At 64.8% G+C, this 24,915-nt stretch carries 23 protein-coding genes; 16 read left to right on the top strand and 7 right to left on the bottom strand.

Features of this window, described 5'->3' with window-relative positions; genetic code table 11:
• Nucleotides 1-2 precede the first annotated feature (2 nt).
• From CR152_RS25710 to CR152_RS25695, 4 genes are all read right to left on the bottom strand, one after another.
• Nucleotides 3-1,349, bottom strand: coding sequence for a tetratricopeptide repeat protein (locus CR152_RS25710; RefSeq protein ID WP_099879738.1), 1,347 nt, complete (start codon nt 1,347-1,349; stop codon nt 3-5).
• A 2-nt stretch (nt 1,350-1,351) separates the two neighbouring features.
• The gene (locus CR152_RS25705) at nt 1,352-3,193 is read right to left on the bottom strand and encodes a pilus (MSHA type) biogenesis protein MshL (RefSeq protein WP_099879737.1); all 1,842 of its coding nucleotides are present in this window, start codon (nt 3,191-3,193) and stop codon (nt 1,352-1,354) included.
• A gap of 67 nt (nt 3,194-3,260) precedes the next feature.
• Nucleotides 3,261-4,187, bottom strand: a complete 927-nt coding sequence (locus tag CR152_RS25700) for an ExeA family protein (RefSeq protein WP_229413588.1) — start codon at nt 4,185-4,187, stop codon at nt 3,261-3,263.
• The gene (locus CR152_RS25695) at nt 4,175-4,891 is read right to left on the bottom strand and encodes an ABC transporter ATP-binding protein (protein WP_099879733.1); all 717 of its coding nucleotides are present in this window, start codon (nt 4,889-4,891) and stop codon (nt 4,175-4,177) included. The genes CR152_RS25700 and CR152_RS25695 overlap by 13 nt, the downstream gene beginning before the upstream one ends.
• A 312-nt stretch (nt 4,892-5,203) precedes the next feature.
• Between CR152_RS25695 and CR152_RS25690 the strand changes: the two genes are divergently transcribed.
• The 16 genes from CR152_RS25690 to CR152_RS25615 all read left to right on the top strand — a co-directional run bounded on the left by CR152_RS25690 (nt 5,204) and on the right by CR152_RS25615 (nt 21,634).
• Nucleotides 5,204-6,907: a GspE/PulE family protein gene (locus CR152_RS25690; RefSeq protein ID WP_099879731.1), complete on the top strand. Its 1,704-nt coding sequence runs from the start codon at nt 5,204-5,206 to the stop codon at nt 6,905-6,907.
• A 3-nt stretch (nt 6,908-6,910) separates the two neighbouring features.
• Nucleotides 6,911-8,146: a type II secretion system F family protein gene (locus CR152_RS25685; protein ID WP_099879729.1), complete on the top strand. Its 1,236-nt coding sequence runs from the start codon at nt 6,911-6,913 to the stop codon at nt 8,144-8,146.
• Complete coding sequence (locus CR152_RS25680; protein WP_157778735.1) at nt 8,143-8,676, top strand: type II secretion system protein; 534 nt, start codon at nt 8,143-8,145, stop codon at nt 8,674-8,676. The genes CR152_RS25685 and CR152_RS25680 overlap by 4 nt, the downstream gene beginning before the upstream one ends.
• Before the next feature lie 80 nt (nt 8,677-8,756).
• On the top strand, nt 8,757-9,281 hold the full coding sequence (locus CR152_RS34900; protein WP_307718597.1) for a type II secretion system protein: 525 nt from the start codon (nt 8,757-8,759) through the stop codon (nt 9,279-9,281).
• A gap of 94 nt (nt 9,282-9,375) precedes the next feature.
• Nucleotides 9,376-9,930, top strand: coding sequence for a pilus assembly FimT family protein (locus CR152_RS25670; protein ID WP_099882780.1), 555 nt, complete (start codon nt 9,376-9,378; stop codon nt 9,928-9,930).
• Nucleotides 9,920-10,534 (top strand): type IV pilus modification PilV family protein, encoded by a 615-nt coding sequence (locus tag CR152_RS25665; protein ID WP_099879723.1) that lies wholly within the window; start codon nt 9,920-9,922, stop codon nt 10,532-10,534. Before CR152_RS25670 ends, CR152_RS25665 begins: the two co-directional genes overlap by 11 nt.
• On the top strand, nt 10,531-11,382 hold the full coding sequence (locus CR152_RS25660; RefSeq protein ID WP_099879722.1) for a type II secretion system protein: 852 nt from the start codon (nt 10,531-10,533) through the stop codon (nt 11,380-11,382). The genes CR152_RS25665 and CR152_RS25660 overlap by 4 nt, the downstream gene beginning before the upstream one ends.
• Nucleotides 11,379-11,825 (top strand): agglutinin biogenesis protein MshP, encoded by a 447-nt coding sequence (locus tag CR152_RS25655; RefSeq protein ID WP_099879720.1) that lies wholly within the window; start codon nt 11,379-11,381, stop codon nt 11,823-11,825. The genes CR152_RS25660 and CR152_RS25655 overlap by 4 nt, the downstream gene beginning before the upstream one ends.
• 302 nt (nt 11,826-12,127) lie before the next feature.
• On the top strand, nt 12,128-14,938 hold the full coding sequence (locus CR152_RS25650) for a DUF6701 domain-containing protein (RefSeq protein WP_370663864.1): 2,811 nt from the start codon (nt 12,128-12,130) through the stop codon (nt 14,936-14,938).
• Nucleotides 14,939-15,101: 163 nt separating this feature from the next.
• Nucleotides 15,102-16,043: a type IV pilus biogenesis protein PilM gene (gene pilM / locus CR152_RS25645; protein ID WP_099882778.1), complete on the top strand. Its 942-nt coding sequence runs from the start codon at nt 15,102-15,104 to the stop codon at nt 16,041-16,043.
• Nucleotides 16,040-16,747 carry a PilN family protein gene (locus CR152_RS25640; RefSeq protein WP_208640206.1) on the top strand — a complete coding sequence of 236 codons (708 nt, stop codon included), beginning with the start codon at nt 16,040-16,042 and terminating at the stop codon, nt 16,745-16,747. Before pilM ends, CR152_RS25640 begins: the two co-directional genes overlap by 4 nt.
• On the top strand, nt 16,744-17,463 hold the full coding sequence (locus CR152_RS25635; protein WP_099879716.1) for a type II secretion system protein M: 720 nt from the start codon (nt 16,744-16,746) through the stop codon (nt 17,461-17,463). The genes CR152_RS25640 and CR152_RS25635 overlap by 4 nt, the downstream gene beginning before the upstream one ends.
• Nucleotides 17,448-17,828 (top strand): hypothetical protein, encoded by a 381-nt coding sequence (locus CR152_RS25630; protein WP_167399951.1) that lies wholly within the window; start codon nt 17,448-17,450, stop codon nt 17,826-17,828. The genes CR152_RS25635 and CR152_RS25630 overlap by 16 nt, the downstream gene beginning before the upstream one ends.
• An 8-nt stretch (nt 17,829-17,836) precedes the next feature.
• Complete coding sequence (gene mshL, locus CR152_RS25625; RefSeq protein WP_099879714.1) at nt 17,837-19,621, top strand: pilus (MSHA type) biogenesis protein MshL; 1,785 nt, start codon at nt 17,837-17,839, stop codon at nt 19,619-19,621.
• A 1-nt stretch (nt 19,622) separates the two neighbouring features.
• Nucleotides 19,623-20,513, top strand: a complete 891-nt coding sequence (locus CR152_RS25620) for an ExeA family protein (protein ID WP_099879712.1) — start codon at nt 19,623-19,625, stop codon at nt 20,511-20,513.
• Nucleotides 20,510-21,634 carry a tetratricopeptide repeat protein gene (locus tag CR152_RS25615; RefSeq protein ID WP_099879710.1) on the top strand — a complete coding sequence of 375 codons (1,125 nt, stop codon included), beginning with the start codon at nt 20,510-20,512 and terminating at the stop codon, nt 21,632-21,634. The genes CR152_RS25620 and CR152_RS25615 overlap by 4 nt, the downstream gene beginning before the upstream one ends.
• A gap of 1 nt (nt 21,635) precedes the next feature.
• On the opposite strand, the gene CR152_RS25610 is transcribed toward CR152_RS25615, so the two are convergent.
• From CR152_RS25610 to CR152_RS25600, 3 genes are all read right to left on the bottom strand, one after another.
• Nucleotides 21,636-22,733, bottom strand: a complete 1,098-nt coding sequence (locus tag CR152_RS25610; RefSeq protein WP_099879708.1) for an HD-GYP domain-containing protein — start codon at nt 22,731-22,733, stop codon at nt 21,636-21,638.
• A 22-nt stretch (nt 22,734-22,755) separates the two neighbouring features.
• Nucleotides 22,756-23,913 carry a pyridoxal phosphate-dependent aminotransferase gene (locus CR152_RS25605; protein ID WP_099879706.1) on the bottom strand — a complete coding sequence of 386 codons (1,158 nt, stop codon included), beginning with the start codon at nt 23,911-23,913 and terminating at the stop codon, nt 22,756-22,758.
• A 614-nt stretch (nt 23,914-24,527) separates the two neighbouring features.
• The gene (locus CR152_RS25600) at nt 24,528-24,788 is read right to left on the bottom strand and encodes a sigma-70 family RNA polymerase sigma factor (RefSeq protein ID WP_267876261.1); all 261 of its coding nucleotides are present in this window, start codon (nt 24,786-24,788) and stop codon (nt 24,528-24,530) included.
• Nucleotides 24,789-24,915 lie beyond the last annotated feature (127 nt).

Here is a 24,915-nt window from a genome sequence, read left to right as displayed (position 1 = left end):
GCTTATTGCCCGCCCAGTTCGCGTGCGCGGGTGGCGGCCGCGGCACGGTCGAAATTGACGGCGCCGCGCTGCGCCAGTTCCACCGCGCGCTGGTAATAGGTCAACGCCAGTTTCCCCTGGTTCAGGCGGTCCAGGCCGATGGCCAGGTTGAAGGCGTAGTCGGCATTGTTCGGGCTGGCGGAATAGGCGCGGAAATAATGCTGCTGGGCTTCCGGCCAGCGTCCCTGGCGCGCGTACAGGTTGCCCAGGGCGAACAGCAGCGGGCCCGATTCCGGATTGCGCTCGACCACGCGGCGCAGGCGCCCTTCGGACTGGGCCGGGTCGCCCTGGCGCACGCTGGTCAGGCCGGCCAGCGCATCGTTGTCGTTGGGGTCGAGCTCGAGCAGGCGCGCATAGATGCTTGCAGCCTGCTCGGCCTGGTTGTCGCGGGCGGCGAGGGCGGCCATGCCGAGCAGGGCGTCGCGGTTGTTCGCGTCTTGCCGCAGCACGGTCTGGTAGCTTTGGCGCGCGGCTGGCAGGTCGCCATTGTTGTAGGCCGTAAAACCGTTCTGGAGCGATGGATTGATCTGCTCCGGCTTGCTTGAGCGTGCCACGCGGATACCGCTGCTGTCGGCCGCGGCTGCCGGCGCGCGCGCGGTGGATGGGCGCGGCGCGGCTTGAGCAGGCGGCTGTTGCTGCTGCAACTGCTGCAGGCGCATCGCTTCGTCCGGCGGAATCTGGTCGCGCGACGAGGGCGCCGGCGCTTGCGCAACGTAGGGCTGGACCGGCTGCGCCGCTTGAATGGGGACGTCCGCACCGGGCTGGGCGGCGATGACGGGCACGCCGGGCACGGCAGCGCCGGGATCCGGCGCGGCGCTCTGGTTCTGGCCCGGCATCGGCACCATCGGCAGGTGGCGGCTGGAACCTGGACCGTACACGGCGTTCCAGTAAATATACGCGAACACGGCGGCGATCAGCAGGGCGATGCTGCCGAGGACCGCAATGCGGATGGTGCGCGCGTCCATGCGCGCCATGGCGCGCTTCTGGGCCTTGACCCGTGGTGGCGGCGGTGGCGGGGCATTGCGCGCACGCCGTGGCGGTGGCGGTGGCGCCGGCGGTTCGGCCTGCGGGTCCGGAATGGCCATGCGCGGCGCCTCGGGCGCGACATCGATGGACGGTTCGGCGCGCGCGGCGGCCGGCGCCGCGTCGAGCGGCGACAGGGTCAGCGGCTCGGCGGATGTGGCCTGCTCATGCGGCGCCAGCGCCAGTACCTCGTCGTAGGCTTCGGAGGGCTTCGCCAGTTCCTCGTCGGGCGCATGGTTTTGCTTGGCGCGTTCGGCTTTCTTGATGGCCTGCATCAGGAGGCTCATGGTCAGTTCACCTTTCCGCGCACGGGTTCGGAGTACGGCTCCGACACGGCGCCGCTGGTGTCGGGCAGCAGGTAGCGGTAATCCTTGTAGTCGCCGTTGATGCTGGCATTCTTCACCACCACCGGCCGGATGAAGATCACCAGCTCCGTCTTGCTGACTTTCTCATTGCGGTACGAGAAGAAATTGCCGATCACCGGCAGCACGCCCGCGCCCGGCACCGCATCCTTGGCGTTGTCGACCGAGTCCTGCATCAGCCCGCCCAGCACGGAAATGTCGCCGCTGTAGACCTTGAGGATGGATTCGACTTCGCGCGCCTGGATCACCGGCACCTGGCTGATCACGTTTTCGGCGGCCAGCGCCGGGTTGGGGTCGGTCACGTAGCCGACGATGCGGGTGATCGTCGGGCGCACGTTGAGGGTGACTTCGTCCGAGTCGGCAATCTGGGGTGTCACGCTCATCACAAAGCCGACCGGCACGGTTTCGAGCTTCGATTCGTAGGTGGCGGGCGTGGTGACGTTGCCGTTCACGCCGATCACGGCGGGCGTGACCTTGATGGTGAAGAAGACGTTGTTGTCGACCACTTTCAGCATCGCGGTCTGGTTGTTCAGCACGCTGATCTTGGGGCTGGACAGCACTTTGACCTTGCCGAACGATTCGAGCAGCTGGATCGCGGTGGTGATGTTGCCCAGCGCCGAGGTGGGATTGATGTAATTGATCGAAAACAGCCCCGGCGTGGTGCCGATGGCCACGTTCGAGCCGGGCAGCGTGCCGCCGACCGGTTTCTGGGTCAGGGTCAGCCCGCCGTGCAGGCGGCTCCAGTTGATGCCCTGCTGGTACTGGTCGGACAGGCGCACTTCGATGATGGTCGCTTCGATCAGCACCTGGCGCTTGGCGCTGCCGAGCACGATGTCGAGAAATTGCTGGATCTTTTCGTGCTGGCGCCCGGTCGCGCGCACCGCCAGCAAGCCGCCTTCGGCGTTGACGATCACCGACGGCGCGTTGCGCTGGCGCTCGCTGGACGAGGCATTGAAGGCGGCCAGCACGTTGTCGGGCACGGCTGGCGGCGTGGGCTGGGCCGGCTGGCCCGGCTGCGGCTGGGCGGCGCCCGGCGCGGGTGGGGGCGCGGCCGACGAGATCGTGCTCGGCGCGTCGCCCAGCGTCGTTTCGCGCAGCATGTCGCGGATATTCTTTTCCAGGCTGCCCCAGAAATTGTTTTCCGAGCGGTTGGTGACCGAGGTGGTCGAATTATTGTTGCCCGATCCGCCGGCCGCGGCCGCGCCGCCGCTGGTGCTGCCATTGGCGTTGGTGAGCGTGGGGGTGCTCGAGCCGCCGCCGGTGGTCGAAATCTGGGTGGCGATGTTGACGCTGCTGCTGGTGCTGCGCGCCATGTTGACGTAATCGACCTTGTAATTACGCCACACCGGCGTATCGGGCAGCACGGTCAGGGTGGCGCCGTCGATTTCGTAGCGCATGTCCACCTGGCGCGAAATGCGGGTCAGCAACTGCGGCAGGGTCTGGTCGAGCGCGTTGAGGGTCACCGTACCTTCGATGCCCGGGTGAATGTCGACATTCAGGCGGGCGTCGCGCGCCAGCGCAAACAGCAGCGACTGCACCGGCACCTTGTGCACCGTGACGCTGTAGGTTTCGGCCTTGGGCGTGGCTTTGGGCGGCGGCAGCGGCGCGCTGTGCATGACCGGATCGGGAATCCGTCCGGCCGCCGGGGGCGCCTGGGTCACATGCGACGGCGAACGGGGCAGGGTGGGCGTGGCACACGCGCTCAACAAGGCGCAACAGATGGCGGTGCCCGCGGTACTCCAGGGGGAAACGGATTTAGTCAGGGTCATTGGTGCGCTCGTGAGTGCCATGACACAATAATGGCGGAAAAGTAAGCGTGGGGCAATTGCTGCACGTCTAATGGAAGAAGATGCTGCGCGAAACGAGCCACGCGAGCAACGCCAGCATGGCCGCGCCGAGGCCGGCCAGGGCCAAGGTCCTGCCCTTAGGGCGGCCGCTGCCGGCAAAAGCGCAATCGGCGATGGCCGCTTTGGCATGGCGCGCTTCGACCAGGTCGGATTCGTCGATGTAGGCGGCCATCAGGGCTTTGTCCGCCAGTATATTGATACGCCGCACGATGCCTTGCGACACGCGCGCGATCTGTCTGGTTGCGGCGGCGCTGAACACGGCCGGGCCGTTGTAGCCGGCCGCATGCAGGCGGAATGCCAGGAAGTCGGGAATCACGTCGGGCGGCATGGCCGGCACCACGAAGTTGTGGGTGATGCGTTCCTTGAACTGGCGCATGCTGGCCAGGTTCAGGTGCTCATCGAGCTCGGGCTGGCCGAACAGCACGATCTGCAGCAGCTTGTGGCGCGCCGTTTCCAGGTTGGAGAACAGGCGCACCTCTTCCAGCGTCTCGAGCGGCATGGCCTGGGCTTCCTCGACCAGCAGCACCACCTGCTTGCCGGCGCTGTGGCGGGCGATCAGGTCGGCCTGCAGCATGCGCGTGACTTCGTCGATGCGCTTGCCGGTGACGTCGAGTTCGAGTTCGCCGGCGATGGCGTAGGCGACCTCGGTGTTTTTCAACGTGGGATTGGCCAGGTAGATCACGTCGATGTGCGGCGGCAGCTGGTTTTCCAGCATGCGGCACAGCATGGTCTTGCCGCTGCCGACTTCGCCCGTGACCTTGATGATGCCTTCGCCGTGCTCGACCGCGTAAAGCAGGGCGTCGAGAATCTCGCCGCGCGTATTGCCGGCGTAAAAGAAGGCGGGGTTGGGCGTGATGCCGAAGGGCGACTGGTGCAGGCCGAAGTGCTGGTGATACATGGGGTTTAGTGCACGCATGCGAGGAAGGCCTGTTCCAGCGTGGCGGCGCCGTAGGCCTCGCGGCAGGCCGCGGGGGTGCCGATGAAGCGCAGCTGGCCGCCGTGCAGGATGGCCATGCGGTCGCACAGTTCGTCGATGTCGGCCAGCGCGTGCGAGCTGAAAAACACGGTGGCGCCCTGGCTGCGCGCGTGCAACAGGCGCTCTTTCAGGCGGGCGCGCGCCTTCGGGTCGAGGCCGCTCATGGGTTCGTCCAGCACGTAGGCTTGTTTGTCGGCGAGGAAGCAGGCGGCCAGGCCGAGCTTTTGGGTCATGCCCTTGGAGTGCTTGCGTACCGGCATGGACAACGCCGCATGGTCGAGGTCGAGCGCGTCGAACATGGCGTGGGCGGCGTGGATGTCGTAGGTGTTGCCGTGCAGTTTGGCCATGTATTTCAGGAATTCGGCGCCGGTGAGGTAGTAGGGCGGCATGAAGCGTTCGGGCAGGAAGGCGAGGGGACGGCGCGCTTGCGCGAGGCGGTGGCCGTGGCCGAAGATCTCGATGCTGCCGGACTCGAACGAGACGAAGTCGAACAGACATTTCAGGAGGCTGGTCTTGCCGGCGCCGTTCACCCCCACTAGGCCCACGCATTCGCCCGCCGCGATGTCGAGGTCGATGCCTTCCAGTACCGGGGTGCCGGCGTAGCGTTTGACTAACTGGCGGAAGCGCAGCGCGGGTGTGCTCATGTTGGCAATGTTGGCAGAGGTGGCAAGGTTGACAGGGAGCGACGCTCCGACTGTAGCGCATTCAGTGTCGCTTGCACAATGGTTGCACGTTAGTACGACACAAAATCATTGTGAATGTAAAAAACGAGTGTTTCTGGAATAGAATAGTTCGACGGCTTTCTGCGTGAGCCGTCGCTCCCGCGCAGGCGGGAGCCCAAGTTTGGCTGCACAGTCGGGAAACAAACTTGGATTCCCGCCTGCGCGGGAGTGACGGTGCGGAGGATAGCGAAGCCCGTCTTATTCACTAGACAAGCAACTTCAACAAGGGTCTTCATGGCACGCCCAGAAAAAGTCCGCCTCGGCGAAATCCTCGTCCAGCAAAACCTGTTATCCGAAGAACAGCTGGGTGCGGCGTTGCAGGATCAGAAACGCACCGGCCGCAAACTGGGCCGGGTGTTTATCGAAAACGGTTTCGTGACCGAGGAACAGATTTCGGGCGCGCTCGCCAAGCAGCTCGACATTCCCTACATTAACCTCAAGTTTTACAACACCAACCCGGACATCGTGCGCCAGTTGCCGGAAACCCAGGCAAGGCGTTTCCGCGCCATCGCGCTGGAAGACCGGCGCGGCGCGCTGCTGATCGGCATGTCCGACCCGACCGACCTGTTCGCCTACGACGAGATCGCGCGCCTGGTCAAACGCAATATCGAGCTGGCCGTGGTCAATGAAACCGAGGTGCTGGCCGCGATCGACCGCATCTACCGCCGCACCGACGAGATCACCGACTTCGCGCGCGAGCTGGAACAGGATCTGGGCGACACCTTCGTCGACTTCGGCACCCTGGCCGCCAATCCGAACCTGGAAGAGGCACCCATCGTCAAGCTGCTGCAATCGGTGTTCGACGACGCCACCCAGGTGCGCGCCTCGGACATCCACATCGAACCGCAGGAAACGCGGCTGCAGATCCGTTTCCGCATCGATGGCGTGCTGCACCTGCAAACCGAGGCCGATATCAAGATCGCCACGCCGCTGGCGCTGCGCCTGAAACTCATGTCCGACCTCGACATTTCCGAAAAACGCTTGCCGCAGGATGGCCGCTTCGCCGTCAAGGTCAAGCAGCAACGGATCGACGTGCGGATTTCGACCATGCCGACCCAGTACGGCGAATCGGTCGTCATGCGGCTGCTGAACCAGGGCGGCACCACGCTGCGGCTGGACGCGATCGGCATGCCGGCGCGCCTGGTGGAAAAATTTCGCGCCATCGTGCAGCGCCCCAACGGCCTGGTGCTGGTCACCGGCCCCACGGGGAGCGGCAAGACCACCACCCTGTACAGCGCGCTGGCGGAACTCAATTCCGTCGAGAAAAAGCTGATCACGGTGGAAGACCCGGTCGAGTACCGCCTGGCCGGCATCAACCAGGTGCAGGTCAACGAGAAAATCGACCTGTCGTTCGCGCGCGTGCTGCGCTCCGCGCTGCGCCAGGATCCCGACATTGTGCTCGTCGGCGAGATGCGCGACCAGGAAACCGCCCAGATCGGCCTGCGCGCCGCCATGACGGGTCACCTGGTGCTCTCCACCTTGCACACCAACGATGCCGCCAGCACCCCGCTGCGCCTGATGGACATGGGCGTGCCGCGCTATATGGTCGGCAGTTCGTTGCAGGCGGTGCTGGCGCAGCGCCTGGTGCGGGTGATTTGCGAAAGCTGTACCACCACCTACGAGCTCACGCCGACCGAACGCGAATGGCTGCGCGCGGAATTGCACGAGCATGCCGAGACCACCCAGTTTTTCCACGGCAAAGGATGTTCGCATTGCAACGGCATGGGTTACCGCGGCCGGACCGGCGTGTACGAGCTGCTGGAAATGACGCGCGCCGTGGTGGACGCGGCCAACCACCCCGATCCGGCCCACTTCCTGAAAGCGGCGCATGCCGAAATGCAGGGCGAAACCTTGCGCCGCCACGCCGTGCAGCTGGCCGTGCAGGGCCGCACCACGGTGTCCGAAGCGATGCGCATCAGTAACCAGATCGAGGAATAAACCGTGCCGTTCTTCGCCTACAAGGGACGCAATGCCAAAGGCGAGCTGATGCAAGGCGTGCTGGAGGGCGCCGACAGCGGGGCCGTGGCCGATCAGCTGTTCGGCAACGGCGTCACGCCGCTCGAGATCAGCCCGACCAGCCGCGCCGTCACCAGCAGCGGCGAAGAGGAGAGCTGGCTCGACCGCATGTTCGAGAAAAAAGTCACCTCGATGGATGTGCAGTTGTTCAGCCGTCAACTCTACACCTTGCTTAAATCCGGCGTGCCCATCATGCGCGGGCTGGCCGGGCTGCAGGAATCGGCCATCAGCAAGTCTTTCGGCAAGGTCATCAAGGACTTGCGCGAGTCGCTCGATTCCGGGCGCGAACTGTCGGCGGCCATGCGCCGCCATCCGGACGTGTTCTCCAATTTTTACCTGTCGATGGTGCGCGTGGGCGAAATGACGGGGCGCCTGGAAGACGTGTTCCTGCGCCTGTTCGACCACCTCGAATTCGACCGCGACATGCGCGAACGGGTCAAGACGGCCACGCGCTACCCGATGTTTGTGATGATCGCCATGCTGCTGGCGATGATCGTGGTGAACATTTTCGTCATTCCCCAGTTCGTGAAGGTGTTCGAGAGCTTCAATTCGCAGTTGCCGCTGATGACGCGCATCCTGATCGCCAGCTCGAACTTCATGGTGCGCTTCTGGCCGGCGCTGCTGGGCTTCTCGGTGGTGGCGTTTTTCGGCTGGCGCAGCTACATCAATTCCACAGAGGGCCGCATGTGGTGGGACCGGGTGCGCCTGCGCATCCCGATTGCCGGCAAGATCATCCTGAAAGGCACCATGGCGCGCTTTGCGCGCAGTTTCGCGCTGTCGATGAAGAGCGGGGTGCCGATGGTGCAGGCGCTCACGGTGGTGTCGCAAACGGTCGACAATGCCTATCTGTCTTCGCGCGTGGAGCAGATGCGCGATGGCGTCGAGCGCGGCGAGAGCATCTTGCGCACGGCGGTGGCGGCCGGGGTGTTTACGCCGATCGTGCTGCAGATGGTGGCGGTGGGCGAGGAAACCGGTTCGCTCGACGATCTGATGGATGAAATCGGCCAGATGTACGAGCGCGAAGTCGATTACGAACTGAAAACCCTGTCGGCCCAGATCGAGCCGATCATGATCGTGTTCCTGGGGGCGATGGTGCTGGTGCTGGCGCTGGGCATCTTCCTGCCGATCTGGGATTTGGGCAAAGCCGCTTTGCATAAATGAGACAGATTGCCACCCCGCCAAGGTTGTCATCGGGGTGCTCGCGCCGGGGCGGCTTTTCGCTGCTGGAAATGGCGGTGTGCACGGTGGTGATGGCGGTGTTGACTGGTGTGCTTTTACAACGCTTGCTCTACTATCGCGAACAGGCCGAACTGGCCGCGGTGGAGCAGCTCGCCGGCGTGCTGCGCAGCGCGCTGGTGCTCAAGATCGGCCAGTTGCAGGCCCGTGGAAAAGAGGCGGAAATCCCCTCTCTCATTGGGAAAAACCCGATCGACTGGCTGGCTGAAAAGCCGCGCAATTATGCCGGCGAATACTTCGCGCCGACCCCGGCCCAGGTCGGTCCCGGCAACTGGTATTTCGACCGTAAAAGCAAAACCTTGGTGTACTTGATAAGTGGGGAAAAAAAATTTCCACATGGCACTGCGAAGCGCATCAACTTCAAGGTAGAATTCACTCGCTTGCCCACAATCCCCGCCAAGCAGAGTGGTACGTCAGAAACCCGGACCGTTGCCCTTACTCAAGTTAATAGTTAAACCGCCGTTAAAGAATACGGTAGTCGTGTTTCTGTTACGCACCTCATATTTCACTGCTTAAATCGAATTTGGAGATCCACATGAAAATGCAATCCCACGGTAAGTTCATTCGCACTGCTCAAGCTGGCTTCACCCTGATCGAACTGATCGTTGTGATCGTCATTCTCGGTATCCTCGCCGCCACCGCGCTGCCAAAATTCGCCGACCTCGGCGGTGACGCGCGCGCTGCCACCATGAAGGCAGGCAAGGGTTCGCTGGAAGCCGTCTCGGCCATGGTGCACGGCAAGTACCTGATCGCCCCAACCGCGGCCGTGTCGCTCGAAGGCACTTCGGTGACGGTTACCAACGGTTACCCTGCCGGTAATGCCGCCCTGCTCGAAGCAGCCGGCCTGAAAGACACCGACTACCAGCTGATCACCACCGCGCAAAGCTCGGCCAATACGCCGACCACCGTCGCCGGCGAAGTCGCCATCGTGCCGCTGAGCGTGTCGGGCACCGTCAAGGGCTTGAACTGCTACGTGCACTACAAGCCAGCCGTCGCGGCAGTGGCCCCGGCCACCGATGCGACCCCGCCGGTGATCACTGTCAAAGCCACGTCCTGCTAAGCCGTACCGAGTGACTGGCCCACTGGCGCACGGAACGACGGGCATCGCGGCCAAGGCCGCTGTCCAGTGCGCCAGTCCTGCCGACAACTTCTCCATGAGTAGCATCCTCCGGCGCCACGGCAAGCACCTCCAGCAGGGTTTCACGCTGGTCGAGCTGATCACCGTCATGGTGATCGTCGGCGTCCTGGCCGCCGCCGCGGCCACCCGCTATTTCGATCGCGCCGTGTATGACGCGGCCGCCTTCACCGAACAAGCCCGCTCCCTGATCCGTTTTGGCCAGAAAGTGGCGGTCGCCCAGAACCGTCCCGTGTTCGTGCGCCTCGACGGCAACAGCGTGGCCCTGTGCTTCGTGTACGTGGCCGACGGCAGCTGTCCCGCCGACCAGCGCGTGATGTCTCCCTCCGCCAACAATACCGCCAGCACCAATACGCTGGCGCGCTGCACCAATTCGACCAGCTGGGCCTGCGAAGGCAATCCGCCCGGCGTGACCTATGCGACCAGCCCCGCCACCGCTTTCTTTTCCTACGATGCGCTGGGCCGTCCCGCCAGCGTGGGCGCGGCGGCGTTTGCCACGTTGACCATGACCGTCAAGTCCGGCGCCAGCAGCGTCGCCCTGGTGGTGGAAGCCGATACCGGCCATGTGCACTGAGCGCACCGCCATCCGCCCGCGCACCCTCGCTTACCAGCGCGGCATCAGTTTTGTCGAGCTGATCATCTTCATGGTGATCATCGGGGTCGGCCTGGCCGGCATCCTCAACGCCATGAACCTGACCACCCGGGTCAGCGCCGACCCGCTGGTGCGCAAGCAGGCGCTGATGCTGGCCGAAGGCTTGATGGAAGAAGTCCAGCTGGCCCGCTTCACCTTTTGCGACGCCACCGACGAGCAGGTCGACTCGGCAACCAGCGCGGCGATCGGCGCGGCCGGCTGCGCCACCCTGGTCGAGAACGTCGGCAACGAAGCCGGCGGCACGCGTCCGTTCGACAACGTCAACGATTACGTGGCGGCCTATGGCAGCGCCACCGAAGCGTTCCTCACCTCTGGCAAGCTGAGCGACGCGGCGGGAATGGAAATCCCCTTGCCGGGCTACACCGCCAGGCTGACCGTGACCCCCACCAGCCTGCTGGGCCCGGCGGGAGCCGGCCTGCCGCCATCGGAAGCCTTGTGGATCCGGGTGGCGGTGTCGTACAACAATGTCGAAACGGTGGTGCTGGACGGCTACCGCACTCGCTACGCACCGAATTCGCCGCCATGATGCCGCCACGTTCACATCAAGCGGGCTTTACCCTGGTCGAGGCGATCGTCGTGATCGTCATCACCGGCATTTTGGGCGGCATCGTCGCGACCTTCCTGCGCCTGCCCGTGCAAAATTATGTCGACAGCGCCGGCCGCGCCGAGCTGACCGACGTGGCCGATACGGCCGTGCGGCGCATGGTGCGCGAAATCCGCCTGGCGCTGCCGAACACGGTGCGCGTGACGGGGCCCTCGAGCGCTTCGGGCACCTCGATCGAATTCGTGCCCACCAAGACGGGCGGGCGCTACCTCGCCGCCGAGGATATCGAGTCCGGCGAGCACCTGAACTTCGCCGTCGCCAGCGACGTCAACTTCCGCGTGGTCGGCCCCTTGCAGGGCGGGACCCAGCAGATCGTGGCGGGCGACACGGTGGTGGTCAACAACATGGCGATCGAAGGCGATCTGGCCAATGTCTACGCGGCGGTGCCGACCAACCGCGCCCAGGTGACGGCGGTGGACGCCGCCACCAAGCTGGTCACGCTGGCGGCCAATCCGTTCGCGGCGCAAAACCCGCCCATGGCCCATCCGCTGCACCGCTTCCAGGTCACCGGGCAGCCGGTCACCTACAGCTGCGCCAACGGCATGCTGTACCGCCACGCCAACTACGGCTTCAAGGCGGTGCAGGAAGCGGTGCCGAGCGCCGCGCCGGCGATCCTGGCGACCAATGTGGCATCCTGCGAATTCAATTATTTCTTGGTCGGCAACACGCGCTCGGCGCTGGTGCGCCTGACCCTCACCCTGCACCGGCCCAATGGCAGCGACGGCCCGATCCGCCTGATCCAGCAGGTTCACGTGGATAACAACCCATGAAACGCTTCCCGAACCTGGAGCGCATGCGCGGCGTGAGCCTGGTCACCGCCATTTTCCTGCTGGTGGTGCTGGCCGGGCTGGCGGTGGCGATGGTGACCCTGGCCACCAGCGCCCAAACCAGTTCGGCGCTCGACTTGCAGGGCACGCGCGCCTATTTGTCGGCGCGCGCCGGTGCCGAATGGGGCGTGTACCAGGTCACGCGCGCCAATGGCGCCTGCGCCACCAGCACCTTTCCCATGCCGGCCGACAGTACCCTGGCGCGCATGAAGGTCACGGTGATCTGCACGCGCACGCTCGACACGGTCAGCAAGCTGCAGCGCTACACGGTCCGCAGCACCGCCTGCAACACGCCGGGCACGGGCGCTTGCCCGAGTCCGACCAATAACATCGACTATGTGCAGCGCGTGGTGCATGTCGAATTCAGCGAGCCGGGGCAGCCATGACGCAGCGCATCGACAGGTTCTGGCGCGCCGCGCTGGCCACGGGGTGCAGCGCCGGCCTGCTGCTGGCCAGCCTGCCGGCCCGGGCCGACACGCCGATCGCCCTGTTCAAGAGTTATGCCGGACGGCTGAACTTCACCGGCACGCAAAAGACCATGCGCACGGGCGCCAACGGCAGCGCTCCTTGCAACATCACCAACAATGCGCTGGTCGCCAAGCTGACCGGCATTCCCGCCACCGCCAAGATCGTCAGCGCGCACCTGTACTGGGCCGGGTCGAGCAGCACGCCCGACTACGGCGTGAGCATGGATGGCGTGGCGCTGAGCGCGCCGGCCAACCGCCGCTTCACCACCGCGACCATCGGCTACAATTATTTTTCCGGCGCGGTCGACGTGACGGCGCAAGTGACGGCCAAGCGCAATGCCGACTACGCATTTTCCAACCTGACGATCACCAACGGTACCCCGTACTGCGGGGTGGAAGGCGTGGTGGGCGGCTTTTCGCTGGTGGCGATCTACTCGGATCCGAACGAAGCATTTCGCGTCCTCAACCTGTACGAGGGTTTCCAGTACATCCGCACCTTCGGCACCGACAATATCAAGGTGAGCCTGAACCTGAGCAATTTCAGGACGCCGACGCCGCTGGGCAGCGCCACCGGCCGCATCGCCCACGTGACCTGGGAAGGCGACAGCTCGCTCTCCGGCGGCAGCGAGAACCTCAAGTTCAACGGCGCCGAGATGGTCGATGGCGCCAATCCGACCGGCAACCAGTTCAATTCCACCAGCAATATCGGCGGCACGGTCGACAACGCGTCGTACGGGATCGACTTCGATTCCTATCTGCTGGCCAGCCCCAAGCTGTTTGCCGGCCAGACCACCGCCACCATGCTGTACGAATCCGGCCAGGACATGGTCTTGCTGAACGCGGAAATCGTCTCGGTGCCGAACGTCGACGTGGCCGACCTGTCGCTGGCGATCGCCCTGACGGGCACGCCGGCGCGCGGCAACAATGTCAACCTGGTGCATACCGTCACCAACCAGGGCCCCTTGCCGGACGCCGGGCCGATCACGGTGAAGCATACCCTGGCCAATGGCCTGACCTACCTGTCCTCGTCCGGCACCGGCTGGAGCTGCGGCGCCAGCGGCCAGGTGGTGACCTGTACCAGCGCCGAAGCACTGGAGGTGGGCGAGGCGGCACCGGCGCTGTCGATCACGGCCCGGATCGGCCTGACGGCGCCGAACAGCATGACCAGCAGCGCGACCGCCAGCGGCTTGCAGTTCGATAATGACATGGGCAATAACAGCGCCAGCAATACGATCACCTTCAGCAGCGCGCGCTATGTGTTCACCGACAATCCGTGCGAAGTCGGGGTTGCCTTCGGCACGCCCGGCAAATGCAATCTGCTCAGCGTCCCGACCTTGCAGGCGGGCGTGCAGTCGCCCGTGTACGTGACGTTTGTGGATAGCGCCTTCAAACCGGCCGTGCCGCCGTCGACCACGCCGACCCTGCAATTCTCGTTTCGCTGCGTTAATCCCACCACCAGCGCCGGCGGGGTTGCCAGGCTGAAGGGCGTGGCGCTGAAATCGTGCATTTCCAGCACGGCCTTGCAAAGCGCGACCCAGTGGCAATCGATCGCCATGGCGTTCGCGACCGGCTCGCCCAGCAGCACGCTGATGCAGTTTGTGTATGGCGACGTCGGGATGATCGAATTATTACTGTCGGAAACGGCTACCGCCCTGGCCCTGACCAGCACCAGCGGGCAGTTCGTGGTGCGGCCGTATAAATTTGCCCTGAGTACGCCGCTGAGCAATCCCGCCGGTACGGTGGCCGCCGACGATATGACGGCCGACATCGGCCGCTTCTGGAAGGCCGGCGCCGGATTCACGCTCAATGTCGTGGCGCAAGCGGCCGACAGCACCCCGACTCCCAATTTTGGCAAGGAAACGACGCCGCAAGAAGTGGAGCTGCTCACCACGGCGACCATCGATTCCACCAATTACGCCATTCCCGGCGACCCCAATTCGGAAACCTTGCCGTTCGCCGAGATGCAGACCGGCCCGGGCGACCCGGTGCGCAAGGTGGAAGGCAGTTTCGGCACCTTCAGCGCGGGCGCGGCCACGGGCAGCAATTTCACGTTTGCCGAGGTCGGCATCGTCAACGTGAATGTGCACATGAAAAGCAGTAACTATCTCGGTGTCGAGGATGTCGCCAGCGACGGCGTGGCGCTGGGCCGTTTTTATCCGGACCATTTCCGTACCACCGTGCCGATTGCGATCACCTGCGCCGCGCCGCATCCGCTCAATTGCCAGAATATCGGCCTGCATTACTCGAAGCAGCCGATCGAGACCATCGTAACGGCCTACAACGCCGCCGGCGAAATTACCAGGTTTTATCAGGGCAAGTTCGTGAAGGCGCCCAAGCTATTGCCGTACACCGCCCTGGGCGGGCTGACCCAGTCGCCTTCGGGCACGCTCACCCCGAGCCTGATCGCCAACGCCGCCGCCGTCTTCGTGCAGGGCAGCGGCACCGCCTGGCCCAGCTTCGATTTCGCCGCCGCCAGCATGGCGCCGGTCGATATTTACCTGCGCGCCAGCGACGCCGACCTGGTGACCTCGGGCCGTTCCGGCCTGTCGGTGGAGGGCGCCACCAAGATCGTGCGCGGGCGCCTGCTGATCGAAAACGCTTTCGGTTCGGAACTGCTGGCGTTGCCGGTGGTCATGCGCGCCCAGTACTGGACAGGTACCAGCGCCACCGACGGCCGCTGGGCCGACAGCCGTACCGATAGCATCAGCATCGTCGCGACGCCGGTGCCCGCGTCGGGGGTGGTGACGTTCCCGCACAGCGTCACCGCCGCCCAGCTGCTGCTGAGCTATTCGCAGTGCCTGAAAAGCATGGCCGCGTGCAATGCGGCTACGCCATTTCCCGATCCCAAGACCACGCTTGCGAGCTCGTCGATGGTCAACGGCCTGGTGAAGTTCAAGTTCGCCCCGACCAACAAGACCGGCAGCGTGAACGTGAGCGTCGGCCAGCCCGTCTGGCTGCCGCCCGTGGCCGGCAAACTGACCTTCGGCGTGTACAAACCGACCCCGCTGATCTACATCCGCGAGGTTTTCTGATGGGGGCGCGTAAAGAACATTCCATCCTGCTATGCCTATGCGGTGGAAATAAGACGGTTTTAGTTGCTGATCGCAAATTTCGTGTTAAATCGCGGTGAAACTTGAATATAATCAAGACGCTACCGTGCGGACTTCGCGCATGGTATTGATATGGATTGCGGGCATGGGATTTTTCTCGAGATCAAAGAAGAAGGATGGCTTGCTGGCAATCGCCCTGCATGGCGAGGGCGTGTTTGCCGCCCGCGTCAAGCGCCAGGCCGAGGGCATGCCGCGCGTGACCTTGGCCTCGTTCCATCCCGCCGAAAAGAGCACCGGCCCGGACATGCTGGAAAAGACGGGCAAGGACTTGCACGCGGGCAGTTTCCGCTGCACGACCATTCTCGGCGCCGGCGAATACCAGTTGCTGTCGGTGGAGTCGCCCAACGTGCCGGCCGACGAGCTGCGCACCGCCGTGCGCTGGCGCCTGAAGGACATGCTCGACTTTCCCGCCGACCAGGCCAGCATCGACGTGCTCGACATTCCCACCGATAAAGCCCAGGGCCGCAGCCAGTCGCTGTTCGCCGTGGCCGCGCGCAACAGCCTGATCGAAACGCGCCAGAACCGTTTTGTCGATGCCGGCGTGCCGCTGGCCGTGATCGACATTCCGGAAATGGCGCAACGGAATATCTCGGCCCTGGTCGAACCGGAAGGGCGCGGCGTGGCCATGCTCTCGTTCAGTAACGAAGGCGGCTTGCTGACCGTGACCTATAACGGCGAGCTGTACCTGGCGCGCCGCATCGATGTGACGCTCGAACAATTGCTCGACAGCGATCACGACCGCAAGCACGTGTGCTACGACAAGATCACCCTCGAACTGCAACGCTCGCTCGACCATTTCGACCGTCAATACAACTTCATCAATGTCTCGAAACTGGTGCTGGCGCCGACCGGCGCGAGCGGCCTCGACGAATACCTGTCCAGCAATCTGTACACCAAGGTCGAATCGCTCGACCTGGCCACGGTGCTGGACCTGGGGAGCGTGCCGGAATTGGCTGCGCTTGCCCAGCAGCAGCGCTTCTTCCTGACCCTGGGCGCGGCGTTGCGGCAAGAGGAGGCCGCCTCTTGAGCCAGCAGATCAATCTCTTCAACCCCGAATTTCTCACGCAGAAGAAGATCTTCACGTCCGGCGCCATGCTGATCGCGCTCGGCGTGCTGATGGCCGGCGCGCTGGCGCTGGTGATGATGGGCCGCCACAGCGTGCGCACGCTCGAAGCGGAAGCGGCGGCCGGCGCCGAGCAGCTCGAACTGAAGAAGGCGCGCCAGGCCACGGTCATGACGGAATTCGCTCCGCGCCAGAAAAGCAAGCAACTGGAAAACGAGATCGCCAGCGCCGAAGTCGAGCTGGCGTCGCTCAACGCCGTCGCCTCGATGCTCAACAGCGACACGATGGCCAACTCGCGCAAGGGTTTTTCGCGCTATTTCAAGGCGCTGGCACGCCAGTCCGCCGGCGACCTGTGGCTGACCGGGGTGCGCATCGGCGGCGTCGGCTCGCATATCGCCTTGCAGGGCAGGGCGCTCGACGCCAACCTGGTGCCGGCCTACGTCAGCCGGCTCACGCGCGAGCCGGCCATGCGGGGCAAGAGCTTTTCCAGCCTGCAGATCAGCCGCGCCCGTTTGCAGGTCGATGGCAAGGAGTCGCCCGACCCATCCCAGCTGGCCCCGTATATCGATTTCACCCTGCAGGATCTGCCTCCTGAACGCGTGGCCGCGGCCCCTGCGCCCGCCGAACTGGCGGTGGCGGCTACGCCCAAGCCGGAGGTCGCCAAATGAAAGCGCGCCTGCTCAAGCTGCAACTGAAAATCGATGCGATGAGCGTGCGCGAGCGCGCCATGGTGTTCGGCGCCACGGTCGGCGTGATCGTATTCATCATGTTCGCCATGCTGATCGACCCGCTGTTCGCGCGCCAGAAAACCTTGCGCAACCAGATCAGCCAGCAGCAAAACAATATGCAGGGCATCGACGCCGAGATCACCGCCATGGTGCAGGCGCACGCGGCCGACCCGGACCTGGCCAGCAAGGCGCGCCTGGCGGCGATCAGGAACGCCAGCGCCACGCTGTCGAACCAGCTGCGCACGGCGCACAGCAGCCTGGTGGCGCCCGAACGCATCGCGCCGCTGCTCGAATCGATCCTCAAGTCGAATGGCCGCCTGCGCCTGGTGGGCCTGAAAAGCTTGCCGGTGACATCGTTCGACGGTTCCTTCGATGCCGCCCCGGCCCCGGCCGGTGCCGAACCCGCGGCCCCGGCCACGGCGTCCCCGGCTGTGGCGTCCCCTGCCATCCCCAGCCGCGCCATCTACGCGCACGGGGTCGAGGTGACGGTGCGCGGCAATTACCTGGACATGGTCAATTACATGGATGCGCTCGAAGCCATGCCGCTCCAGCTGTACTGGGGCGCGGCCCAGATGGAGGTCGACACCTATCCCGAGGCGCGCCTGAGCCTGACCCTGTACACGCTGAGCCTGGACAAGAAATGGATGACGCTGTGAACCCGCGCCGGCTGCTGTGCGTGGCCGCGCTGGCGCTGCAGGCCGCGGCCGCCACGGCCCAGCCGCTGGCCGACCCGACCCGTCCGCCGGCGCGTTTCTACATCCCGGCCGGTAGCCCGGCCGACGCGCCGGCGGCGCCGGTGGCGCACGCGCTGCCGCAACTGCAGTCGGTGCTGATCGCGCCCGGCGGGCGCCACGTGGCCGTGATCGACGGCCAGACCGTGCGCCTGGGCGGTCTGTTCAAGGGCGCGCGCGTGGCCCAGATGACGCAAACCGAAGTTGTCCTGGTGGACGGCGCGAGCCGCCGCGTACTGCGGCTGTACCCGCCGGCACCGCCGCCGCAGCGGCATAACGAGAGAGACTGACAAAAAGCATGCAAAAACAACGTGTGGAACACCTCGTGATGGCATCGGTGATGGCCAGCGCCGTCATCCTGGCTGGCTGCAACGCCACGCCCAAGCGCGACACGTACGAGAACATCACCGCCCAGATGGCGGCCGCCGCGCGTCCCGTGCCCGCCACGGCGCGGCCCGACGACGCGGTGGCGGCGGCCTTGCTGCCGCCCGTCGCGGCGCTGGCCGGGCAGCTGCCCAAGTCGCGCCAGGCGCTGGAAGAGCGCTTCAATGTCAGCTTCAACAATGTGCCGGCGCAGCAATTCTTCAATTCGATCGCCACCGGCACGCGCTACAACATGCTGGTCCATCCCGAAGTCAGCGGTAACATCAGCGCCAACCTGAAGGACGTGACCCTGGCCGAAGCGCTCGACGCCGTGCGCGAAATGTACGGCTACGAATACCGGATCGAGGGTAACCGCGTCTCGATCAAGCCGCTCACCATGCAGACGCGCATGTTCCAGGTCAACTACCTGGTCGGCAACCGCAAGGGCAAATCCAACCTGCGCGTGACCTCCACCTCGATCACCAATGCCGGCACCAGCAACAGCGGCGGCAGCAGCGGCAGCTCGGGGCAGGGCAACAACAGCAACAATAGCAATAACGACCAGAACGGCGGCGGCACCAGCGAGCGGTCCGACAGCAGCAACGTCAGCACCACCTCGGACAGCGATTTCTGGGTCGAGCTCAAGGCGTCGATCGCCGCGATTGTCGGCTCGAAAGAGGACGGCCGCACGGTGGTGGTCAATCCGCAGTCGGGCGTGGTGGTGATCCGCGCCATGCCGGAGGAACTGCGCAACGTCGACCTGTTCCTGAAAGCGACCCAGCTGTCGGTCGGGCGCCAGGTGATTTTGGAAGCCAAGATCCTCGAAGTGGAACTGAACGACAGCTTCCAGAGCGGCATCAACTGGGCCTCGTTCGCCTCCTTCCCCGGCTCGCACGGCAACCGCGTCTCGACCGGCTTCCTCACGCCCGGCACCACGCTCCAGCCACTGCCGTTCGGTACCGGCCAGCCGCCGGTCATCAGCGATGGCAAGACCATTGCCGCCAGCACCGGCTTCCTGCTCTCGAATGCGGCGGCCACGGCCGGGTCGATGTTCGGACTGGCCTTCCAGACCAGCAATTTCGCCGCACTGATTTCCTTTCTGGAATCGCAAGGCACCGTGCACGTGCTGTCGAGCCCGCGCATTGCCACCATCAACAACCAGAAAGCCGTGCTCAAGATCGGCACCGACGAGTTTTACGTGACCGGCGTGTCGACCACCACCAGCACGGGCGACAACAACAATACCGTCAGCCCGAGCGTGACCCTGCAGCCGTTCTTTTCCGGCGTGGTGCTCGACGTGACCCCGCAGATCGATGACAAGGGCAATATCTTGCTGCACGTGCACCCCTCGGTCAGCCAGGTGACCACGGTCAACAAGTCCGTCAGCCTGGGCAGCGCCGGCAACCTGAGCCTGCCGCTGGCGGCCTCGTCGACGTCGGAAATCGACAGCATGGTGCGCGGGCAGGATGGGCGGGTGGTCGCCATCGGCGGCTTGATGCGCCAATCCTCGACCGCCGATGGCTCGCAGATTCCGGGCGCCGGCAATCTGCCGGTGATCGGCGGGCTGTTCCGCAACAAGGCCAACGTCAACCAGAAGCGTGAGCTGGTGGTGCTGATCAAGCCGACCATCGTCGACGGCCCCAACGGCTGGAACCAGGATTTGCTCGACACCAGCCGCCGCTTCGACGATCTGGACCCGAACGCGGCAGGGCGCCGCTGACATGTACACCTCGCACTTCGGCCTGCGCGAAGTCCCGTTCGGCATTACGCCGGACACGAGTTTCTTTTTCACCAGCCCGCATTCGCAGGAAGCGCTCAATACCTTGCTGGTGGCCGCCCGCAGTGGCGAAGGCTTCATCAAGATCACCGGCGAAGTCGGCACCGGCAAAACCCTGTTGTGCCGCAAGTTCATGGCGACCCTGGGCGACGCTTTCTTCACCGCCTACATTCCCAACCCGTATCTGGAGCCGCGCACCCTGATGCTGGCCCTGGCCGACGAACTGGAAGTGGTGCTGGACAAGAATGTCGACCAGCATCAGCTGATCAAGGCCATCACGAACAGGTTGCTGGCCTTGGCCAATGAGGGCAAGCGCGTGCTGCTGTGCCTGGACGAAGCGCAGGCGATTCCCATCGACAGCCTGGAAGCGCTGCGCCTGCTGACCAACCTCGAAACCGAAAAACGCAAGCTGCTGCAAATCGTCCTGTTCGGCCAGCCCGAGCTGAACCGCAACCTGGCCCTGCGATCGATTCGCCAGCTGGCCCAGCGCATCACGTTTCACTACCATCTGGGACCGCTGACGCGGGACGATGTGGACTATTACCTGGCGCACCGGTTGCGGGTGGCCGGGTTCACCGGCGCGCGCCTGTTCAGCCGGCAGGCGGTGGGCGCGCTGTACTCGGCCAGCGGCGGCATTCCGCGGCTGGTCAACATCCTCGCGCACAAGGCGCTGATGCTGTGCTACGGTCAGGGCAAGCAGCAAGTGAGCCGCAGCCACGTGAGCGAAGCGGTGCGCGATACGATTTCCGCCAGGCGCCGTCGGTGGCCCTGGTTTGCCGCGCTGGCGCTGAGCCTGGCGGCGGGCGGCGGACTAACCTGGGCCTTGAACACATGAGTCTGATCAACAAGATGCTGCAGGATCTCGACAAGCGCGGTTCGCCCGGTGCCGATGGCGCGCCGGCTGATATCCGGCCGGTGGGGCGGGGCGAGCGCAGCGTGCCGCTGCCGGTGGTGATGGGCGCGCTGGCCGGGGTGATCATCCTGACCGCGGGCGGCGTGTACGGCTGGCGCTACCTGCAACAGCCGCGCACCGCGCCGGTGGCGGTGGCGGCGCCCGCGGCGCCGATCCGGCCGGTCGTCATCACGCCGCCGGAACAGCTGCCGATGCCGGAAACGGCGCAGCCGCAGCAGGTGGCGACGGTGGCGACGACCGCGCCGCCGCCGCCGGCCACGGTGGTGTCGGACAATGCGGCCGCGCGGCCCAAGCCGGCCGCGCAGCCGGAGCAGGCGCCGGCGCCCCCGCTACGCGAGGAAAAGCTTGCGACCCCGGCACCGCTGCGCGAGCGGAACGTACCGGTGCGCGAGGAAAAACCCGTGTCCCCGGCGCCGCGCGTCTACACGCCGGTGGCCAGCGTGGCGCTGGCGCCGCAGGCAGGCCGGGAGGCGGTCACCGGGCAGGGCGCCGAGGGCGCCTACCGGCGTGCCTTGACCAGCTTGCAGGACGGCCGCGTGACGGAGGCGGTAGCGCAGCTTGAAGCTGCGCTCGCCATCGATGCGCGGCATGAGGCTGCGCGCCAGACCCTGGTCGGCATCCTGATCGAGCAGCGCCGCACCGATGAAGCGATGCGCCTGTTGCAGGCCGGACTGGCGCTGGACGTCAGACAGCCCGCCATGGCGATGCTGCTGGCGCGCTTGCAGATCGACGGCGGCGGGTCCGGAATCGACACCCTGATGGCGAGCTTACCGGCGGCCGGGGGCAACGGCGAGTATCGCGCCTTCCTGGCCGGTGCGCTGCAGCGTGAGCGGCGCCATCAGGAAGCGGCGGAACAGTATCAGGCCGCGCTGCGCGCCGCGCCGGAAAATAGTGTGTGGTGGATGGGGCTGGGGATTTCACTGGAAGCGGAGAAGCGGCTGCCGGAAGCGCTGGCGGCATTCCAGCGGGCCAGGGCGGCGGGCAATCTGGCGCCCGAGCTGCAGGGCTTCGTCGAGCGCAAGGTGGCGGCGCTGGCGCGCTGATTTACAAGCTCGCCAGCTCGCCCCAGATCTGCTTCATCGGAAAGCGCAATTTGGCGTGATCTTCATGCAGTGCCTCCGCGATCGCGCAGCCCGGCTGGGTGGTCACGCGCTGCTGCGCCTCGGCCAGGGCCTTGCCGTCCGCCGCGCGCAGCACATGCACCGCCATCCCCGCGCCGTCTTCATCGCGCCGCGACACCACGCCCAGCTCCGCATTCTCCAGCCGCACCAGCGTGCCGGGCGGGTAGGCGCCGATCTGCGTGGCAAAGTGCCCGAGCACGATCTGGTCGTACGGCATGTCGTTGCCTGCGCATAAACGCTCCAGCGCCACCGGCGGCAGCAGGGAGCGCCGATAATTGCGCGCCGAAACGAAGGCGCAATAGCGGTCGGCCAGCCCGATCAGCTTGGCATTTTGCGAAATCTCATCGCCCAGTTTGCCGGCCGGATAACCGCTGCCGTCGTCATTCTCGTGGTGCAGCAGCACCAGGTCGAGCCAGGCTTCGTCGCTGACGCCGGCGAAGCGCAGCATTTCGACGCTGGCCGACGGATGGCGCCGCACCAGCGCCCGTTCTTCGTGCGACAGGGCGCCATCCTTGTTCTGGAACAGGTCGGCCTGGCGCACCATGCCCACGTTCATGCTCAGGGCCGCCGCCGTGATCACCAGCACTTCAACGGGCGACTTGTGCATGGCGTGCGCGATCAGGCAGGCCACGACGGCCGCTTCGGTGCAATGGCGCACGGCATAGGCGCCGGCGATCTGGTTGAGGAAAATGGCTGCCAGGGCAACGTCGGCACCCCGTTCGACGGTGGCGATCAGGTCCTGGGCGATGGCGCGCAGTTCGCGGTCGGCGCTGCCCTGGTCGCGCAGGTCCATCAGGGTGCGTTCGAGGCGGCGGTTGATCTGGTTGAGCGATTGCAGTACCGATACCGGCGACGACGCCTCGGCATACAGGCCCGCCTCGATCCAGTCGTCCAGCTGGCCGGGCGCGAGGACCTGGCCTTTCTGCAGCAGCGGACGGTTCGACGAGGGCGTGCTGAAAATATCCCAGCGCAAGGGTTCGCCGAATGCCAGATCTGCCAAGGTGATGCGCCTGATTGCCATGATGGTCTTCCAGCCCGATGAATCACAGTCTTGCGAGGCGCTCCAGCGCCAGGCGCAAGGTTTCGTCTTTCTTGGCGAAGCAAAAACGCACAATGCCGGACTCCCGTCCCTGGCTGTAAAACGCCGACACGGGGATGGCGGCGACCTTGATGTCGGTGGTCAGCCATTGTGCAAAATCCGACTCCAGTATAGGCGAAATCGCCTCATACTTGACGCACTGAAAATAAGTTCCGTCGGCTGGCAACAACGTGAAGCGCGAGCCTTTCAGGCCATCCCGGAACAGGTCGCGCTTGCGCTGGTAAAACGCCGGCAGATCGCGATACGGCGCCGGGTCGGCCATGTAGGTGGCCAGGCCGTGCTGCATGGGTGTGTTGACGCTGAAGACATTGTATTGGTGGACTTTGCGGAATTCCGCCATCAGGCTGGCGGGCGCGGCGACGTAGCCGATTTTCCAGCCGGTGACGTGGTACGTCTTGCCGAAGCTCGATACGACGAAGCTGCGCCCGGCCAGTTCCGGATAGCGGCATACCGACTCGTGGCGCGCGCCGTCGTAGACCATGTGTTCGTAGACTTCGTCGGACAGGATCAGGATGTCGCTGCCGCGCACGATGTCGGTGAGGGCCCGCAGGTCGGCCGCGCGCAGGATCGAGCCGGTGGGGTTGTGCGGGGTGTTGATGATAATCAGGCGCGTGCGTGGCGTGACGGCCGCGGCGATCCGGTCCCACGGTACTGTGTAGCCCTGTTCGCCGAGTTCCATCGCGACCGGCACCGGCACGCCGCCGGCCAGGGTGATGGCGGGCAGGTAACTGTCGTAGGCCGGTTCGATGACGATCACTTCCTCGCCCGGGTGCACGCAGCACAGGATCGCCGTGGTCAGGGCCTGGGTGGCGCCGGCGGTGACGGTGATCTCGGTGGCGGCGTTGTAGTGGGCACCATAGACGGCGGCGATCTTGGCGGCGATGGCCTCGCGCAGCGCGGGTACGCCGGTCATCATCGGATACTGGTTGTGGCCGGCGCGCATGGCGGCGTCGACATGGTCGAGCAGGGCCGGTTCGCAGGCGAAATCGGGAAAGCCCTGGCCCAGGTTGACCGCGCTATGCTCGCTGGCCAGCGCCGACATCAGTGAAAAGACGGTGGTGCCGACGGCGGGCAGGCGGGTGTGCAGGACGGGAGTGGACATGGAGCATTCGGTAGGTTAAGCGGACAAAGTATTGTAGCTTAGCTGCATCGCACCATCCCGGCTATCAATCGCGAACCCGGATGCCGGCTGCTCAAGCCAAGGTGCAGGCGACTGGGACGAAAGCGCACTTTTTTAGCCACTAAAAACTAAAAGCCGTACCCGGCCCACGCGAGAAGCAGTGGGTTTGGTACGGCTTTTTTGTTTAATGAAGAAGAACCTGGAAGCGGCCGATTTAGCTATGGATCAGTCCGTGTCCGATTGTCGGCAATGCCCCCGTCGTGATGAACGTGCCCGAATGTCGTCACTGCCGCCATGCCCGGCACGGGAAATCCGCGCTGCGTTCAACAACGCGACAGAACCACGACGAGGCCCGGGCGGCACGCTTGTTCAGTGAGCGCACCACAGCGATGTTCTGGTTGGCCGCACTGGTCATGAGCTGCTGGCCGAGGCGGCTCGCGAAGCCGGAAAGGTCGACTTAGTAATGGGAAAAGGATGGATTACGATTGGTGCCTGGAAGGACTAAGCGCCGAGACTAGAACACCAAGCAAAAGGCCGGGGAAACCCGGCTTTTCTTCGACATTCGGTAGCACCCCGGGAGACTGCGCACCTGCCCGCTAAAAGCGCTTCGTTCGGGATGCGTCACGCAAGGGGCCGATCTTTTCAATAATTGCCTCCCTCGCTCGAAAAATCCTGCTTCGTACGGTACCGACGGGACACTCGATGATTCGTGCTATTTCCTCGTAGCGAAGTCCTTCAAGCTCGCGGAGAACGATCGCGGTTCGCTCGTCCAGTGGCAGCATGTCTATTGCGGAGTCAATTGCTAAAGTAAGCTGTTTACTCAACAAATCGCCGATAAACTTGGGGTGACAAAGCACACCGCCGACAAGCACATGGATACGGTCAGAAAAAACTTCATGCTCAGAATAAGGTAGATGCAGTCGTCAAGGCGATCTGCTGGGACCTCATTTAAATGACGCGAATTGCCCGCGCATAAGGGAACCT

Origin of the sequence: Massilia violaceinigra (assembly GCF_002752675.1) — a bacterium.
Taxonomy (GTDB): domain Bacteria; phylum Pseudomonadota; class Gammaproteobacteria; order Burkholderiales; family Burkholderiaceae_D; genus Telluria_A; species Telluria_A violaceinigra.
This window is presented reverse-complemented; position numbering and strand designations above follow the sequence as displayed.